21 protein-coding genes and 1 tRNA gene are annotated in these 17,780 nt (G+C 42.8%); 2 read left to right on the top strand and 20 right to left on the bottom strand.

Annotated elements, in window-relative coordinates:
* Position 1: 1 nt before the first annotated feature.
* From nuoF to tpiA, 9 genes are all read right to left on the bottom strand, one after another.
* Positions 2-1,318 (bottom strand): NADH-quinone oxidoreductase subunit NuoF, encoded by a 1,317-nt coding sequence (gene nuoF / locus FG24_RS08165; RefSeq protein WP_036302449.1) that lies wholly within the window; start codon positions 1,316-1,318, stop codon positions 2-4.
* Positions 1,318-1,791 carry an NADH-quinone oxidoreductase subunit NuoE gene (gene nuoE / locus FG24_RS08160; protein WP_036302448.1) on the bottom strand — a complete coding sequence of 158 codons (474 nt, stop codon included), beginning with the start codon at positions 1,789-1,791 and terminating at the stop codon, positions 1,318-1,320. Before nuoE ends, nuoF begins: the two co-directional genes overlap by 1 nt.
* A gap of 101 nt (positions 1,792-1,892) precedes the next feature.
* Positions 1,893-3,146 (bottom strand): NADH-quinone oxidoreductase subunit D, encoded by a 1,254-nt coding sequence (locus FG24_RS08155; protein WP_036302446.1) that lies wholly within the window; start codon positions 3,144-3,146, stop codon positions 1,893-1,895.
* Positions 3,139-3,735: an NADH-quinone oxidoreductase subunit C gene (locus FG24_RS08150; RefSeq protein WP_036302444.1), complete on the bottom strand. Its 597-nt coding sequence runs from the start codon at positions 3,733-3,735 to the stop codon at positions 3,139-3,141. The genes FG24_RS08155 and FG24_RS08150 overlap by 8 nt, the downstream gene beginning before the upstream one ends.
* Before the next feature lie 32 nt (positions 3,736-3,767).
* Positions 3,768-4,244 (bottom strand): NuoB/complex I 20 kDa subunit family protein, encoded by a 477-nt coding sequence (locus FG24_RS08145; RefSeq protein WP_015832544.1) that lies wholly within the window; start codon positions 4,242-4,244, stop codon positions 3,768-3,770.
* A 7-nt stretch (positions 4,245-4,251) separates the two neighbouring features.
* Positions 4,252-4,608, bottom strand: coding sequence for an NADH-quinone oxidoreductase subunit A (locus FG24_RS08140; protein WP_029144011.1), 357 nt, complete (start codon positions 4,606-4,608; stop codon positions 4,252-4,254).
* A gap of 128 nt (positions 4,609-4,736) precedes the next feature.
* Positions 4,737-4,821 (bottom strand) — tRNA-Leu (locus FG24_RS08135).
* A gap of 19 nt (positions 4,822-4,840) precedes the next feature.
* Positions 4,841-5,182, bottom strand: coding sequence for a preprotein translocase subunit SecG (secG, locus tag FG24_RS08130; protein ID WP_036302441.1), 342 nt, complete (start codon positions 5,180-5,182; stop codon positions 4,841-4,843).
* An 80-nt stretch (positions 5,183-5,262) separates the two neighbouring features.
* Positions 5,263-6,015 (bottom strand): triose-phosphate isomerase, encoded by a 753-nt coding sequence (gene tpiA / locus FG24_RS08125; RefSeq protein WP_036302439.1) that lies wholly within the window; start codon positions 6,013-6,015, stop codon positions 5,263-5,265.
* A gap of 169 nt (positions 6,016-6,184) precedes the next feature.
* On the opposite strand from tpiA, the gene pagP reads away from it, so the two are divergent.
* The gene (gene pagP, locus FG24_RS08120) at positions 6,185-6,733 is read left to right on the top strand and encodes a lipid IV(A) palmitoyltransferase PagP (protein ID WP_036302437.1); all 549 of its coding nucleotides are present in this window, start codon (positions 6,185-6,187) and stop codon (positions 6,731-6,733) included.
* Positions 6,734-6,788: 55 nt separating this feature from the next.
* Here the strand turns inward: pagP and FG24_RS08115 are convergent, their stop codons facing one another.
* The 5 genes from FG24_RS08115 to FG24_RS08095 all read right to left on the bottom strand — a co-directional run bounded on the left by FG24_RS08115 (position 6,789) and on the right by FG24_RS08095 (position 12,565).
* Complete coding sequence (locus FG24_RS08115; RefSeq protein ID WP_036304124.1) at positions 6,789-7,646, bottom strand: NAD(P)H-hydrate dehydratase; 858 nt, start codon at positions 7,644-7,646, stop codon at positions 6,789-6,791.
* A 7-nt stretch (positions 7,647-7,653) separates the two neighbouring features.
* Complete coding sequence (gene recJ / locus FG24_RS08110) at positions 7,654-9,354, bottom strand: single-stranded-DNA-specific exonuclease RecJ (RefSeq protein ID WP_036302436.1); 1,701 nt, start codon at positions 9,352-9,354, stop codon at positions 7,654-7,656.
* Positions 9,351-10,271, bottom strand: a complete 921-nt coding sequence (locus FG24_RS12420) for a hypothetical protein (RefSeq protein WP_051901484.1) — start codon at positions 10,269-10,271, stop codon at positions 9,351-9,353. The genes recJ and FG24_RS12420 overlap by 4 nt, the downstream gene beginning before the upstream one ends.
* A gap of 207 nt (positions 10,272-10,478) precedes the next feature.
* Positions 10,479-11,159 carry a glycine zipper 2TM domain-containing protein gene (locus tag FG24_RS08100; protein WP_051901483.1) on the bottom strand — a complete coding sequence of 227 codons (681 nt, stop codon included), beginning with the start codon at positions 11,157-11,159 and terminating at the stop codon, positions 10,479-10,481.
* 176 nt (positions 11,160-11,335) lie between these two features.
* On the bottom strand, positions 11,336-12,565 hold the full coding sequence (locus FG24_RS08095) for a DNA polymerase thumb domain-containing protein (protein WP_036302435.1): 1,230 nt from the start codon (positions 12,563-12,565) through the stop codon (positions 11,336-11,338).
* 134 nt (positions 12,566-12,699) lie between these two features.
* Here FG24_RS08095 and msrA point away from each other — a divergent pair, with 134 nt between their 5' ends.
* Positions 12,700-13,239: a peptide-methionine (S)-S-oxide reductase MsrA gene (gene msrA, locus FG24_RS08090; RefSeq protein ID WP_036302433.1), complete on the top strand. Its 540-nt coding sequence runs from the start codon at positions 12,700-12,702 to the stop codon at positions 13,237-13,239.
* 68 nt (positions 13,240-13,307) lie between these two features.
* Here the strand turns inward: msrA and FG24_RS08085 are convergent, their stop codons facing one another.
* The 6 genes from FG24_RS08085 to FG24_RS08060 all read right to left on the bottom strand — a co-directional run bounded on the left by FG24_RS08085 (position 13,308) and on the right by FG24_RS08060 (position 17,614).
* Positions 13,308-13,898 (bottom strand): hypothetical protein, encoded by a 591-nt coding sequence (locus tag FG24_RS08085; protein ID WP_036302432.1) that lies wholly within the window; start codon positions 13,896-13,898, stop codon positions 13,308-13,310.
* Between the two features lie 188 nt (positions 13,899-14,086).
* On the bottom strand, positions 14,087-15,571 hold the full coding sequence (locus FG24_RS08080) for a cytochrome P450 (RefSeq protein WP_036302430.1): 1,485 nt from the start codon (positions 15,569-15,571) through the stop codon (positions 14,087-14,089).
* Positions 15,572-15,722: 151 nt separating this feature from the next.
* Complete coding sequence (locus FG24_RS08075) at positions 15,723-16,421, bottom strand: hypothetical protein (protein WP_160172174.1); 699 nt, start codon at positions 16,419-16,421, stop codon at positions 15,723-15,725.
* A gap of 402 nt (positions 16,422-16,823) precedes the next feature.
* Entirely contained in the window at positions 16,824-17,147 is a 324-nt protein-coding gene (locus FG24_RS08070; RefSeq protein WP_036302428.1) for a hypothetical protein, read from the bottom strand.
* On the bottom strand, positions 17,134-17,349 hold the full coding sequence (locus tag FG24_RS08065; RefSeq protein ID WP_152553398.1) for a hypothetical protein: 216 nt from the start codon (positions 17,347-17,349) through the stop codon (positions 17,134-17,136). Before FG24_RS08065 ends, FG24_RS08070 begins: the two co-directional genes overlap by 14 nt.
* Positions 17,327-17,614 carry a hypothetical protein gene (locus tag FG24_RS08060; protein WP_036302426.1) on the bottom strand — a complete coding sequence of 96 codons (288 nt, stop codon included), beginning with the start codon at positions 17,612-17,614 and terminating at the stop codon, positions 17,327-17,329. Before FG24_RS08060 ends, FG24_RS08065 begins: the two co-directional genes overlap by 23 nt.
* Positions 17,615-17,780: the final 166 nt, after the last annotated feature.

Here is a 17,780-nt window from a genome sequence, read left to right as displayed (position 1 = left end):
TTTATTTACCGTCAACCATGCTCTTGCCATGCTGAATATAATATTCAAACTCTGGCCTGAAATGCTTAATAAAACTTAACACAGGTGTTGCAGCAGCTTCACCAAGTGCACAAATTGTGCGACCTGCAATATTGTTACTAATATCAGTCAGCAGGTCTAAGTCTTCCATCTTGCCCTGCCCTTTAACAATACGGTCAATCACACGATAAACCCAACCAGTACCTTCGCGGCACGGCGTACATTGACCACAGCTTTCTTCATAGAAGAAATATGACAAGCGATGTAATGTTTTCACCATACAAGTTGTATCATCCATCACAATCATGGAACCTGCACCAAGACTAGACCTTGCCTTGCTTAATCCATCGTAATCCATCGTTGCACCCATAATCGCGGATGCCGGCATTACCGCAGTGGATGGCCCACCAGGAATCACTGCTTTCAACTGACGCCCCTTCCAAACACCACCAGTCAAAGCTAACAACTCAGTGAACGGCATCCCCATTTTCACTTCATAGTTACCAGGCTTTTCAATATGACCAGACACTGAGAACAGCTTTGTACCACCAGAATTTGCAACGCCTAAGTCAGCAAATGCCTGACCGCCATTTTGCATAATCCATGGAATACTTGTATAACTTTCTGTGTTATTGACATTGGTAGGCTTACCGAACACACCATAACTAGCTGGAAATGGTGGTTTAAAACGTGGCTGGCCTTTTTTGCCTTCAATCGATTCAATCAGCGCAGTTTCTTCACCACAAATATAAGCACCGTAGCCATGCACTGCGTACAAATCGAAACTGAAGTTTGTGTCAAACAGGTTTTCACCTAGATAACCAGCAGCTTTTGCTTCATGTAATGCCGCTTCAAAGATTTCATAGTCTTGCCAGATTTCGCCATGGATATAGTTATAACCGACACGCGCACCTAAAGTGTAGGCAGCAATTGCCATCCCTTCAATCAATTGATGTGGGTTATATCGAATGATATCTCTGTCTTTAAAAGTACCAGGCTCACCCTCATCCGTATTGCAGACAAGATACTTGACGCCGTCAAAATAACGAGGCATGAAACTCCACTTAAGCCCAGTAGGAAACCCTGCGCCACCTCGACCACGTAACCCAGAGTTTTTGATTTCCGTAATAATGTCAGTAGGTTTAACTTTTTCAGTCACAATGCGCTTTAATGCGGCATACCCACCTAACTTTAAATAGGTCTCCAGTGACGCTGGATTTTCTTCAGTCAGCGTACGTAACGTAACTAAGGTTTGCCCTGCCAAATCGGTCATCACTACTGCCTTGCTAGAAACGGCCATTATTTAAGCCCCTCTATAATTGCATCGACCTTATCTGTCGTTAAGAACTCATGCATTTCTGTGTTATTCACATGCATCAAAGGTGCACCACCACAACAACCCATGCACTCACCCTCTTTTAAACAGAACTTTCCATCTGGTGTAACTTCATTAAACCCAACACCCAATTTACCTTGCAAGTGACTAACGATTTCATCAGAGCCTCTTAACATGCATGAAATATTAGTGCAGATAGTAACCTTGTATTTGCCTACCGGAGACAAATCATACATATTGTAAAAAGTAGCAACTTCCATTGCTGCAATTTCTGGCATACCCAAATATTGTGCAACTTCCGTAATACTTTCTTTAGATAACCAGCCACGTTCAGTTTGCACAATACGTAATGCACTCATCACCGCCGCCTGCCGTTGATCAGCTGGATACTTTGTCAACTCATAATCTATTTTAGTAATTGCTTCTGGGCTTAACATGCTAATTGATTCCTACTCCGAGCAGCGCAATGACGTACATGGCAATGACGAAAACGCAAACAACAATGAATACAACTGTGAATAAAGGTTAAAAACTATGTTCATCGGTCAATTTCCCCGAAAACAATATCTTGAGTACCGATAATTGCCACCAAGTCAGCAATCATATGACCTCTAGTCATTTCATCTAAGGCTGCCAAATGCGGAAATCCTGGTGCGCGAATTTTTAGACGGTAAGGTTTATTGGCACCATCTGACACCATGTAAATACCGAATTCGCCCTTAGGATGCTCAACCGCAGCATACGCCTCGCCGGCTGGCACATGAAAGCCTTCAGTGAAAAGTTTAAAGTGGTGAATCAGGTCTTCCATGTTGGTTTTCATACCTTCACGGCTTGGAGGCGCTACTTTATTATCTGAAGTAATCACCGGGCCTGGATTTTTACGTAACCAATCCACACATTGCTTGATGATGCGGTTAGATTGCCTAAACTCTTCCATACGCACCAAGTAACGATCGTAGCAATCGCCATTCACGCCGACAGGAATATCAAAATCTAAATTTGCATAAACTTCATAAGGCTGCTTCTTACGCAAATCCCACTCAATACCTGAGCCGCGCAGCATTGGGCCAGTCATACCAAGTGCTAACGCACGTTCTGGACTTACCACACCAATACCTACCGTACGTTGCTTCCAGATACGGTTATCCGTGAGCAGTGTTTCATACTCGTCGATATAAGTAGGGAAACGGTTGGTAAAATCTTCAATAAAATCTAAAAGTGAACCTTGGCGGTTCTCATTTTGCGCTTTAACTGTTTTAGCATTGCGCATGGATGACACTTGATATTGCGGCATCGAATTCGGCAAGTCGCGATAAACGCCACCTGGACGATAGTAAGCAGCATGCATACGCGCGCCAGAAACCGCCTCATACACATCAAACAAATCTTCACGCTCACGGAATGCATACAAGAACACCGTCATTGCGCCCACATCCAGCGCATGCGCACCCAGCCACAGCAAGTGGTTAAGCACACGGGTAATTTCATCAAACATCACACGAATATATTGTGCGCGTAGCGGAACATCTAGTCCCAGCATTTTTTCAATCGCCATTACATAGGCATGCTCATTGGACATCATGGACACGTAATCCAGCCTGTCCATGTAAGGCACGCTTTGTAAGTAGGTGCGATTTTCAGCTAATTTTTCAGTACCGCGATGCAACAAACCAATATGCGGGTCAGCACGTTGAATCACTTCACCGTCCAACTCCAACACCAAGCGCAACACACCGTGCGCTGCCGGGTGCTGCGGACCAAAGTTCATGGTGTAATTTCTAATCTCAGCCACGGTGCGCTCCTTCGCTACGAATCACGCGCGGTACGTTATTGCGCAACTCAATAGAAACTGGCTGATAAATTACACGCTGCTGCTCAGGGTCATAACGCATTTCGACGTTACCTATCATAGGGAAATCTTTACGGAACGGGTGACCAACAAAACCGTAGTCAGTTAATAAACGACGCAAGTCCGGGTGGTTTTCAAACATAATGCCGTACAGGTCAAACGCTTCACGCTCGAACCAATTGGCAACTGACCACACTCCAACCAAGGTTGGCAATATTGGGAAATCTTCATCTCTAGCAAACACCCTTAGGCGTACACGATGATTCAATGAAACAGAGAGAAAATGGCAAACCACAGCATAACGCAAGCCATCATAACTACCTTCACCGTACTCCTGATAGTCCACACCGCACAAATCAATTAACTGCTCAAAGTTTAAAGCAGCATCATCACGCAACAAATGACAAACAGCGAGATAATCTTCGGCACGGCACTCAATAGTAACTTCACCCAGAGCTAAAGTTTGTTTGGTAATTTTTTCACCAAGCACCGTCTGCAAACTGGCTAATAGCTGATCTAATTTAGCTGACATAATTTTGTTCTTAATTTAACAGACCCATTAACTTAACGGGCAATGGTGTTTGTACGTTTAATTTTATTTTGCAACTGGATAATGCCGTACAACAACGCCTCCGCTGTAGGCGGGCAGCCTGGCACATAGACATCAACAGGAACAATACGATCACACCCGCGCACAACAGCATAAGAGTAATGGTAATAACCACCACCGTTAGCACAGGAACCCATGGAAATAACCCAGCGTGGCTCAGCCATCTGGTCATACACTTTACGTAAAGCTGGCGCCATTTTATTGACTAAAGTCCCAGCCACAATCATTACGTCAGACTGACGCGGACTAGGGCGAAATACGATACCAAAACGATCAAGGTCGTAACGTGAGGCGCCTGCATGCATCATTTCAACCGCACAGCAGGCCAAACCAAAAGTCATCGGCCACAGAGAACCAGTACGGGTATAGTTAATCACCGTATCTAACGTAGTGGTGACAAACCCTTTTTCTAAAACACCTTCAAGACTCATGATTCAATCAATCCCATTCCAATGCGCCCTTCATCCACTCGTAGATGAAGCCAATCACAAGCACGCCTAAAAAAACCATCATAGCAAGAAAGCCGAACAACCCTATTTCCTGCAACACCACAGCCCACGGGAATAGAAATGCAATTTCCAAATCGAACAAAATAAATAGGATAGCAACAAGATAGTAGCGCACGTCGAATTTCATACGCGCATCTTCAAAGGCCTCAAAGCCACATTCATACGGGGAGTTTTTTGCAGAGTCGGGTCTGCTCGGAGAGACTAGCTTAGACAGGATTAGCGGACCTACACCAACTGCCAAGCCTACAAGAATAAACAACAATATTGGAAAATAATTTTCTAGCACTAACAAACCCCAGACTAAATCACTAAAGAATTTGCAACAATTAAAAGCAAGGCACTATTGCCGCCAGAACCAGCCAACTTCAAAACTAGATATTTACTACCTTCAACCAAAAAATCAAAACTGTTAAATGGTGCCGACGGAGAGACTCGAACTCTCACGACTTTCGTCACTACCCCCTCAAGATAGCGTGTCTACCAATTCCACCACGACGGCATATGCTTAAACTACATAATTATTTTGGCACAGCCTCTGTCGCAGGAGTTTCCGTTGTAGCGCTCGGAGCAGCCTTAGCAGCATCAACCGATTGAGTCGCCATTGCCTTAACCACGCTACCGCCATTTGCCTTATCACTTGCCATGTAAGCCAATGTCAGACTGGTAATGAAAAACACAAATACGAAACCAGCTGTTGCACGACTCATAAAATTAGAGGACCCAGACACACCAAACAAGCTACCAGATGCACCGCTACCAAATGAAGCCCCCATGTCAGCACCTTTACCGTGCTGCAACAACACCAAGCCGATTACACCACAGGCAGCCAACACATGAATTACTAATACTATATTTTCCATTTTTTACCTTATATCACCATAACCAACACTTAACATCCATGTTTAAAAGCGACGATACACAGCGCTTACCTTACACAAACTCAAGATGCCGCACGGCAAATTCCTTCAAATTCTTGCGCACTTAACGAACATTTGCCAATTAAGCCGCCATCAATATCCTGCATAGAGAATAATTGTACCGCATTTTGCGGATTTACGCTCCCCCCGTAAAGGATTTTCAAGCTAGCTGCGGCCTCTTTATTGTGGTTTGCAATTCGATTGCGTATAAACTCATGCATACTCTGTGCTTGATCTGAACTGGCCGCCAGCCCCGTACCAATTGCCCAGATAGGTTCATAGGAAACGACGGTGTTAGCAAACACATCTGCACCATATAAATTGACAATCGTATCGATCTGCTTTGCGACGACCATTTCCATCACACCAGCTTCTCGCTCTATCAGTGTTTCACCAACACATAGAATTGGTACAAGACCATGCGCTTTAGCTTGCATAAATTTAGCTGCAATATTTTCGTCAGACTCACAATAAGCTGTTGCACGCTCTGAATGCCCGATAATGACATGTGTTGCACCGAAGTCACTCAGCATGCTTGCACTGACCTCGCCCGTAAAGGCGCCAACGGCATCTTTACTTATATTCTGCGCACCCCATGCGATGGAGGTGCCTTGTAACAAACTTTGCGCCTGTGCAAGGTATGGATACGGGACACACACAACAACATCAACATTTTTTAGCGCACTTAATCGATCAAGGTAAGCTATTAAAAGCTGCTGATTCGATGTTAAGTTGCCATGCATTTTCCAATTGGCAACCACTAATTTTCTAGGCATGCTACCCCTGAATTTTCTTGAATTTTTAAACTAAAAGTATATGACTTATGTACTTAAACACCAGAATCTAAAAGCGATTCGCGTTTAATTTCAAAGCGCTACAACCTTGCAATATTGTAACTTAATTTTGCATATTAGGACTCAAGCTCAAACAATAGTATGATTACTCATGATTAGAAAGCTCACAGCAATCGCCTTACTCACACCCATCATTCATCTCAACGCTGTTGCCGATACCACTTCATATGGCATATGGTCTGATGCAAAAAACACCTTATCTGAAACATGGAGCGCTAGTAATTACGAACTTTATGTGCCAATCAACACATGGCACAATCGACATTATTACAGCCAAGAAAAAATAGATGGTTACAACGAACAACCTTGGGGGCTAGGGATAGGAAAATACAGATATGATGAGGATGGTGATTGGCATGGCATTTATGCAATGGCATTTACAGACTCTCACAGCAAAGTGCAACCCGTCGCTGGATATGCATTTCAAAAAATGTGGCGTCCAAGCAATAACGTTCGTTTGGGTGCCGGATACACACTTGGGGTAACATTGCGTGAAGATTTTAACTATATGCCTCTACCTGTTATTGCCCCTTTAGCCTCGATTGAATATAAACAACTAGCATTGCAATCTACCTATATTTTCGGTGGAAAAGGCAATGGGAATATTTTATTTACCTGGATCAAATGGCAAGTGAACTAGTAAGAAGCAACAGCAATGCATGCTGATGTGCTCTGAACTAAGCTGAGATTAAGAGTTAAACACTATTATTTAATTGGTTGAGTACGTTTCGAATTTCAATCAAAACTTCAGATGCAGTTAAGCCAACAGGGCCAATACCTTTTTCCACCAAAGAATCTGCTGCTGATCCGTGTGAGTAGACACCTAACTTAGCGGCATAAACAGGCTCTAACCCCTGTGCAGTTAGACTTGCAATAACTCCTGCTAATACATCACCAGTTCCCCCTGTCGCAAGTGCTGGGTTGCCTGTTGAATTAATACAATACTGCCCATTTTTTTCCGCAATGACGGTACCGGCACCTTTAAGTACACAAGTGACTTGTAATGATTGCGCCAATGCAATGGCAGCGTCTACTCTACATTCTTGAATAGCGGCTACACGTGTCGCCATTAATCTAGCAGCCTCACCCAAATGAGGAGTCACGATGGTTTCAGCCTGCCTACTCTTCACTAACGCGGCCAAGTGTGGATATTTAGCAATTAAATTAAGTGCGTCCGCATCTAATACCAAAGGGTATTCTTTTTTGAGCCAGAAGGTTAACAACTCAGCGGCTGCGCCTGACTGCCCCAATCCAGGCCCAATAACCAGCGCATTTAACTGAGGCAACTTTGCAATATCTTCAGGCGATCGCATCATGATTTCTGGATGTAGTAAATCAACTGACAGTGCTGTTTGACAAAGCATTGCGGCATAAATACGCCCTGCACCAGAAAATAATGCAGCCCTTGCCGCCAACAACACTGCCCCCAACATGCCTTGATCACCACCGATAATTGCAACACTGCCTGAGGTGCCTTTGTGTGCATCCACAGCGCGCGCAGGTAATACGGACTGAAACATTTGCTTGGTGAGTATGTGAGAGTCTGTTTGCATGATGGTTTTAAACGGATACATGCCGGATATTTAATTGTACTTTTTGCGAGCCATTGTAGCTATTAGTTTGCAATTGATAAGCCGCTTGAATCTGCTCATTTAGAAACTCAGTTTGATTAAAGTAAATTGCATCAATCACGATAGAAGATGAACCTGACAGCGCTTTTAAGCTGAGTTTCAAATGTTTTTCAGCCAAAATACGCTGATTAAGCACTTCGAACTCATCATAAAATAGTGGCGGTGGGAAACCCTGCCCCCACACTTGATTTTCTAATGTTTGCGCCATTTCATAAGTCATATCGGTTGCGCTTAAACTTCCATCAACCTCCAGCACTGCTTCCAAATCTGCCGCTGTCAGCAAACTTTTCACTACTGCCTCAAAGCTTAACTTGAATAGATTGAAATCCTCAGCTTTGATAGTCAACCCAGCAGCCATGGCATGGCCACCAAACTTCAATATCAAGTCGGGCTGATGCTTACTCAATAGATCTAAGGCATCGCGCAGATGCAGGCCAGCAATTGAACGCCCAGAGCCTTTAAGTAGCCCCGCACCGCCATCGGCAAAAGCAATGACTGGGCGATGATGCCGCTCTTTAATGCGTGAAGCCAAAATACCAATTACACCTTGATGCCAATCTGGCTCGTAAATACTAATGGAGTATTGATCTGCAATCTTAATATCATCGAGCGATATATTAGCGCTCTCTTGCATATCAGCTTCTATACTGCGTCTTTGTTTGTTTAAATCATGCAACTGCTGGACGATTATTACCGCTTCTTTTTCTGAATCTGCCAATAAACATTGAATGCCTAGCGTCATATCATCTAGCCTGCCTGCTGCATTAAGCCTCGGCCCTACATAAAAACCTAAATCTTGCGCCATTGCTTTTGCCGGCTCTCTGCCCGCAATTTTAAGTAACGCTGAAACGCCATGACTACAGGCACCAGCGCGAATTCTACGTAAACCTTGCTCCACTAAAATGCGGTTGTTCTCATCCAGCTTAACTAAGTCTGCGACTGTACCCAAAGCAACCAAATCTAAAAGCTCAGTTAAGTTTGGCTCAGCCTTTGTTTGATAAGCGCCTTGTTCACGCAGTTCAGCACGTAAACCAAGCAAGCAATAAAACATGACGCCTACACCTGCCAAATTTTTACTAGAGAATGTACAGCCATGCTGATTAGGATTGACGATACAGCCTGCCTCTGGTGTTTGCGATCCAGGTAAATGGTGATCTGTAATCAACACTTGCATACCCATTGCATTAGCGACCGCTACCCCATCAACACTTGCGATACCATTATCAACAGTCACAATAATATCTGGCGCTTGTGTTGCTGCAAGCTTCACAATTTCAGGCGTTAGGCCGTACCCATATTCAAAACGATTGGGCACCAAGAAATCTACGTTGGCACCAAACAAACGTAAACCCTTAACAGCAACTGCGGTCGCTGTCGCGCCATCTGCATCATAATCGCCAATGACTAACAGTTTTTTATTAGTCTGAATTGCATCAGCCAGTAACTTAGCCATTGCCTGATTATTAGTCAGCTGTTGAGGTGGTAGCAAAGCACTTAAATGAATGCTTGTTTGCGCGACACCTGACACCCCGCGTGCGGCCAACAAACGAGACATCAGCGGCGAGAGCCCAGATGATTGTAGGCTCTGTACAACTTCGATAGGTGCGTGACGTTGCGTGATTGATGTCATACTAGATATGCACTCATAGGCTTACTTTTTCGCCAGAATTTATAAAGATCTATCGGATTGATTTTAGCAACCAATGTTTGCTCATAACAGGCCAGATTAATCACTAATTGGCTGATTTTTTTTGTGTTGAGGGCATTAAGCAGCACTTGGAAGGTTTGCTCTTCTAACAGCATTTCTTGTGTTAATTGCAAACGCACATTTGATTGCTTCGTGAATTGTGAAATTGTATCTTGCACAGACAATGACACTTCTTGATACACAATACCAGAGTGCCGAGCCAAGCCTTGATAAAAAACACTGTTACCAATAATGCAATCAATCGCAGTAGCTTTTGTGGTTAGGGCTGCTGGCATGACACCCCCGCCAGAAAGCCAAATGCTATTAATCACAACATCACCCACTAACTCGCGCGCAGCGTTGGCGGCATGCCCATGTAATAGCATCTGCACTTCATTCAGGTAAGCAACCCAAACACTAGCCGCAGCACCTTGCGGCATATAATGGGCAATATTTTTACCCATTGCCATTGCTGGCAAGACGGTGCTAACTTGTGGTGGCTGCTCTAAACGTACGTACCATGCGCCTGAGTTACCCAAGCAAAACTTCAAACCATCTTGCTCAAAATGCTGGTTAAAACTCGCGATGATTGCTTCGGCATGTTGGCGTAATACTGGCAAAGGGCAAGGTTCACTTAAACTAAAACTGTCTCGCTGCAACACCAAGTACACAGGATCTGCGCGTAGCCAATAAGCGCTGCCTACATCCAAGCCATCCTCACTCGCAGCAATAGCTGCGATAGGATAATCTGGCACTGACGCTAAGTGATACTGCTCACAAACCAAAGCCTCCAGCGGCAAGTTTACATAGCTAATATCCGCTTTTGATAGCAAATGTGCCAGCATGCTATTTTGAGGCATTGCAAACAACTGCCCGGTCGAGTCACAATCTACAGTAAGCTTCACTAAGTCATTTTCAATTGATTACGTTAAGTACCAATTTTACTTGCAACAGCCTATGTGTGGGACAAATGACGTAAAAAAACCTAGTAGCATTCACTGCTACTAGGTTACGTATGACTAAATTACACTAACACAATGTTAACCAGATGCCATTAATCTTTTAATTTAGTAATAACGACGGTCATCCCTATCATAGCGATCATTACGTCTGTTATCCCTCCAGTCTTGTTTACCATGTCCACGATGGCCTCTCCATTGACCATCACGACGATGATCCGGGGCAATATAGCTAATTTGTGAAGTCGCATAACGGTTTGGCGCTACCGCAACACTCACATCCACATAACGGCCAGGGTGTTCAGTCGTCACGGTGTTGTATGTTCTACCGTTATATTCATAAGTAACAAAGTAACCTGCATTCACCGTTTGCCATTGGTCTACCTGATAACAAGTTTGAACCGGCACGGTACGTGTCACCACATTTTGGCGGCTATTTGCAATACGGTCACCAGCAATGGCACCAACACCTGCACCCACAGCGGCAGCGGCAACACGACCAGTGCCTCTACCTACAGTATTACCGAGTAAACCACCCGCAATACCACCAATCACCGCACCAGTGATTGAGTTTCCATCTTGAGAGTAACTTTGCTGTTGATATTCTGTGCGGCACTCTTGTTGTGGCACGTTGATACGTTCTGTTTGCGGCGTTACTGAAATCACGCGGGCAGTATCAATATATTGATCATCAGCTAACGCTGGCGTTGCAAACACTGCCGCAATTAATGCAGGCGCAGCCATCGTTACACGCATGCCATTGACAACGTTCAACTTAAAATTACGCATTTCATTTCTCCTCTATTTCTAGTTTTGATTAAGTCACCTAATTAACCAAACCCAGATTAATAAGTTTGTTGTGACCATGATCAGATAACGCGAGGATTTTGAATTGGCTTACTTGTAATTGTTAATACTTTGTAACTAATGATTTTACTTAGCCAAGCTACTAATTGGAGAACGAGTTACTCATCACTTTCTACATCCATATCAGGAATATGATTAAACGCGATACGCATCGGTGCATCTTTGAGCGCCTCATGCGCGCCGCCAAAGTAAATCGTGTTTTTTCCAAACTTTGCGTTAAGGCTATCAATGGCCTGATTTAACTTCTTTTCACTCTCTAGCGGAGCGATCTGAAACAAATCACGCGCCACTTCATCAGCCGTGACCAGCCCTGAAAAAGACACGCCAACCGCATATGGCTCAGCATCGATTGTAGGGAAATTCAGCATAAAAGTTTCTAGTGCTTCAATCAAGCGTAAAGTGTTATCAGTTGGTGAAATTGCGCTCTCCTGCTGCCAACTTGGCTTGTTTCTAAACTTCACCTTAACGCTGATTCTTGTAGCAAGTAAATCGTAGCTGCGCATGCGCATACAAGCTTTTTGAAGCAATCTGTGCAACACCGCCCTTACGCCAACTTCGTTGCGTTGCTCAGGCGGCATCACATGGGAGTGACCTAAACTACTACGCGCATTTTTAACGTAATAAGGCTCAATACCGCGCAATTTATCATACATGCGCTCACCCTCTACACTACCCCAGGCCACTTGTAATTGCTGCCGATTCGCAGCGTATAACTGCTCGACTGTCGTAATCTTGTAGCGGTTCAGGCGTGCTTCCATCTGCTTACCAATACCGTTTAAATCACGCAGCTCTAAACCAAACAAGCGCTGAGGTAACTCATGCGGTGCTATCAATACGCAACCATCTGGCTTTTGCATATTAGATGCTACTTTTGCTAAAAAAGTATTAGGAGCAATGCCAATAGAACAACGAATAAACTCCCCTGCTTTTTTCGCCAATGTGGATTTAATCTTGGACGCTAATTTAAGCGCATTTTCTGGTTGCTGCTGGCTACCTGTCAGCTTACAAACCATTTCATCAATAGAAAGTACTTTTTCTACATGCGTGCAACTCTCCACCAGCTCGATTAAAAAGTGGTGATACTGCACATAAGCTTGCGGCCGCGCCTCTACAAAAATAATATCAGGGCAAAGTTTGCGTGCCTCACTGACCAGCGTGCCGGTTTTAATACCAAACGCTTTAGCCTCATAGCTCGCAGCAATGCAACAAGTGGTTTCAGCCATCACCGCGAGCACGCCAATCGGCTTCCCCCTAAGCTCAGGCACCAACTGCTGCTCCACCGAAGCAAAGTAAGAATTAAAATCTACGTATAAAGCATTCAACTGCATGGATAATGATTGCGGAGAAATATTTAGAAAAATGAATGTTTAGCTTGATATTGTGACTAACAATACAGCAGATAATTAGCGCCAAGCATAAAATATAGCTTAAACACTCAAAGCATTATTATAAGGATTAGATCATGAGTCATGAAGAGATTGCAGTATTTGCCGGCGGCTGCTTTTGGTGCACAGAGCCAGTATTTAGCCAACTGAACGGCGTGAAGAAAGTCGTATCAGGGTACATCGGCGGCCACACTACCAACCCAACCTACAAACAGATTTGCAATGGAGAAACCGGCCACGCCGAAGCGATTCAAATCACTTACGATGCATCAGTAGTCAGCTTTGAAACGCTGCTGGAAATATTCTTTGTATCACATGACCCCACCACACCCAACCGCCAAGGCAATGATGTGGGGACACAGTATCGCTCTGCTGTATTTTGCCAAAATGAAGCGCAGCGTACCACTACCATAAACATGGTTAACGAATTAAACCAGCAACATATCTGGCCTAACCCTATTGTGACAGAAGTGAATTCCGCTGAAGTGTTTTACCCTGCTGAAGATTACCACCAGTACTATTTTGACAAGAATCCCTACCAACCTTACTGCATGGCAGTCGCCGCGCCAAAAGCAGCAAAGATTCGGGCGAAATATGCGCAGTTGATTAAAGGATAAGAATGTTAGTTACGGTGTTAGTCGAGCCCAGTTAATTTTACACAGACCCCAATTGTTCTGTTTCTGCGTTAATAGTTATTATCTCCTTTATCAAGATCAATCCTCTCTACTGGAAATGACTTTATCGTTAACAATTTTCTCTTTTCTAAACTCAAATTTTCCTGAACTTTTAACTTTTTCATAACAAAGCGCCACAATTTATTTTTATTATTGAGAGATTTATAGTGCAAAAAATGATTATTTAATAAATCATGTGGCACGCATACATATCGATTAATTGTTGTAGAAAGTTTTATATTGTTGATTAACAAACCTTTTTGGAAGTAATCTGAGTCCAAAAAACGCTGATTGGAATTAATATATAAAGAATCCCAATTATCATTGTAGTCATTCATGATTTGGTCATATAAGAAATCTGAACACTGATATATTCCCATTAATTTTGGTAAGTAATCGTTTTCAATCTTTTTTACCTGTGTTGCAATTAAAGCCTTCTTTGAGTTATTACTAAGTGAATATTGAAATAAAAGGACATCATATTCAGTATGGTTATACTTATCATATGGAGTGCCTGTAGCTAATATGGTTTGCAAATCATCAGCCCTGGCACCTAATGAATTAAAAAGAAACAAGATTACAACCAAGCTATTTATTTTCACTTTTTAATCTCCCTAAAGCATCTTTCTTCTCTGCCACATATCGCGATAATAACCTTTTATCAGACACAACTTCACTACGTACTTGATAAAGTTTTGTAACGAGTAATTGGGGTCAGAGTAGAATTGAGTTATTAGGGTCAGTATAGAGTTAAATTTTCACCTATTCTCTATTTTGATTGCCATGTAGCTTATCGTAGTTCAAGATCAATCAACGTACCGTCATCTGGTTTGGTTGTAACACCCGCACACGCGCCAGTTGTATTATTTACAGCCTTGAACTTGAACACTTTAATAAAAGCACCAACTACCAAACCAACCTCTAACTGCCCCAGAAATTGACCGGGGCATACACGAGCCCCTAAACCAAATCCAAAATGCGTTAAATTTTTACGCGTGATGCCTGCGCTTTCAAGCACATCCCAGCGTGCAGGAGCAAAAGCGTCTGCCGGATATCCTGAAATATCCTTCCCCCAAAAAGATTCGTTGCGGTTTGCATTCCAAATATCCAGTCGAATGGTGGTACCTTTGGGAATCATTATTTTTCTTGTGTCGTCTAATTTAAGCCAAGTATCGGCCGTGGCTTTTCGGGGGAAAAAATACAGTGATGGGGTTAAACGTAAGGTTTCATTCAAACAATTATTAAGCAATTTTGCTTCAGTTAAGCTTTCGGGGTCGTAAACATCAATGTCTTTTATTTCACTGTACACTTGCTCTTGCAACTCAGGTTGTCGTGACAAGTGGGATAACGCCCAAGTCGCAAACGATGTTGTTGCTTCTAACGCCCCAGCTAAAAACACTCTGATGTTACTGCGTAATGCTTCTTCATCTTCAACCTGACCAATGAAGTTTTTCCAATGTCCAGACTTTTCGCCTCTTCCAGCAAGCGCAATATCAGTTAAGTCTTCAAGAGCCTCTCTCCACTGTTGTAAAGCAGCACTTTTACCTGTAACAAATTGATGAATAGCTGAAAGATTAGGTGCCACTGTATTGGTAATCATGTAATCAATTAACGAAAGCAACGCAGGCACATAACGTTCGCGTAGCTCTTTATACTCAACCGAACCACCAAAGAAATTATTGACTAGCATTTCTAACATGATGGGTTGAATTTCCTGTTCGATTTCGATTCGCGAAATTTTTTGCTTACTAATATTCTGCGCATCACGTAAAACTATTAATCGCTTCTCTATCGTTTTACGAAAAGTTTTCTCAAACTCATGAAACTCTTCTGGTTGAAACAAAGTACCCTTACCGAAAGGTCCTGCCGACATCTGTTTCTGTTTCCGCCACACTTTACCGTTTGCATACAATAAAGAATTAACCCCTGTTGCTCGGGCAATCCCCTTCATGGGCGCAGTATCGCGATCAAATTGCCCAGGCTTGTCGCCTGTAGCAAGTAAAATAGCTTTAATCACAGCTGGGTCACGCGTGATGAAGACTGGAGGCATACCCATCAGATATAAATACCGGTTATCACGTTCAAATAAATCTGGTGATTTAGCATTTGTATAAAAAGCATCAAAGATTAACAAAGGTGTTTTGTAGTTTAAAAAATGAGGAAAAGGAAGGCATGGTCGCCCTCGTTCAAACACATACACACGCGATGGCAACACATCACCTTTAAATGGATTAATGCCAATGAGTTGCTGCCATATGTTCTTTAAAAAAATCATGATTTACCTTGATAAAAAATAAAAAAGTATGGGATGTTTTCTCTATCATCAAGAGAAGTAAAGTGCGCTGACACTTATTTGATCTACACAGCCTGGGCTCTTTCTCTCATCAGAGTTAATTCAGTTTCTATATTTGAAACTTGCATTTTTCTTACGGCACCAACATTTCAATCGGAGTATTCAGCGATTCATCCACTGTGAAGAAGTCGGGTTCTGTACTGCCAGCTGGTGCAGATATTTTGATTGACGTTAAGGCTTGTGCGATAAAGGCAGAGGATTGTTTCACCCATTCTGGGCGTTCTTTATCTTTAGGGTATCGGCTTGCGGTGTAAGGTGCTCGTACTATTAATCGAATATAACTGTTTTCTGATACGCCTGTGTAATAGGTGTCCACAGTTTCCTCGGGCAAATCTACGATAGCTGCTTTTTCGTAATGCTCTCGTGCCCATTGGCGGCCATTAATCACTACCACATCTCTTGGGATTTCTTTTCTACCTCGGCGGTTACCTTTAGCGTCGTATATATAATTAAAACCTTTCGTCTTTTCCACCAGACTTTCTAAGGTTCTATAGTCTGCCCACATCCATGCTTTATCGGAGGCCCGGTCTATTTTTGATTCCCACTCTTCAGCTAGATAAAGGCTAGCTCCAATCCCGGTTTCGCCATATGTACTTATAAACGGCCATATACCAGTCTGGTCTTTACGCCGAAAACCAATCAAGCCAAACATCATATTAGGTGCATTATTGTCCAACACTTTAATTGCCTCGGAAATTTGCTCCCGATAATTTTTAGTGTCTATGTCTTTCCGGTTGTAGCTTGCTGCAGTCCTCCCTTGCGGGATAGTCATACTGAAAGTTCGATCATCTATACGGAGGGCGTAATCACCTGGCGGAACCGGATTATTCACATCTGCCCAATGTTGGCGTACTTCTTCATGAATGCGCTTTTCTCTTTGTTCATAGTCTTCGGCAAGTAAGGTACCTGAGAGAGAAACTAATATTAAAAACAGTACTACGGTAAATGAGTAATATTTCATGGGGCACCTTCTTCTTTATATGGTCCACTGTAACGTGTTGGTTCTACGATATAGCCAAGTGGCAAGGTATGTGGGCTGATCGCGGGTCCTTTAGATTAGTCAGGTATAGCGATAATTGATTTAATCCACTGTATCAAATTACCATTAAACCCAGCGATATTGGGGACGTCATCAACACTGTCGTTTTATAAAGTGAAGAAATACCTTGCCTGCTTAGCGATCTTCAGATTTGATGCGGCGTTTTCGTTCGAACTCCTGACCACGTTTGGTATAATCGAAAATAAGCTTGCAAATTGAATAAGCTAATATTGCGCAAGTCAAAAGAAAAAGTTTCATTCCACCTGTAGAGGAGTAACTAACTGCAGAACTATATGGGTTGAGTTCTAATAAAATGACCACTAATATAATGCGAGCCAAGAATCCATGCCAACGGTAGCCTTCAAAAATATTTAAAAAGAAAGTTAAAACTACAAGTACACAGAAAGCCATGAACTTAAGTAAGCTCTTTTTAAGCTTATAAAGGCTATTTACTCCCATTATTTCCACCTAGATTTCTAATATATTTTATTACTGATTCTTTAGCATTCACAATAGTTTTCACCACTACTTCTCGCTCTTCTAACGCTTTCATTCCAGCTCCGGCCACAGCCCCACTAATGCCTGTTATCAGCAAATCATAGTCACCTATTTGATGATCCTTATCTTGATAGTACTGGTCAACAACTAACATCGTAGCCATATTGGAGTTTACGCCAATTGCAGCTTCCCCAAAGATGCCCTTCCATCCCGAACCAGAAGTACCGTCCTAGCAGCCCTTCAAACAATCCAAAACTTGCATTAACTGCTAGCTCAGCAGGGTATTTAATTTCATCGTACTTTGCATATTGACTCTTAATATTTAAACCCGTATTTGTTGCAGTGCTTGCAACAACAGCATTTCTCAATGAAAGAGGCGCAGTCATGGCTACAGCTCCGCTTAGTGTACCAACCACATAGCCTGTCATAAGTGCATCTTGTCCATTTTTTGCATACTGTTCAGGGGAAACGACGTTTGAGTTTAATATGCCAATTGCTGGACCAGAGAAAACAATTAGAGAAAACAATTAGAGAAAACAATTAGAGAAAACAATTAGGAAAACAATTAGGAAAACAATTAGAACAATTAGGGAC

The organism is Methylotenera sp. L2L1, from assembly GCF_000744605.1.
Taxonomy (GTDB): domain Bacteria; phylum Pseudomonadota; class Gammaproteobacteria; order Burkholderiales; family Methylophilaceae; genus Methylotenera.
This window is presented reverse-complemented; position numbering and strand designations above follow the sequence as displayed.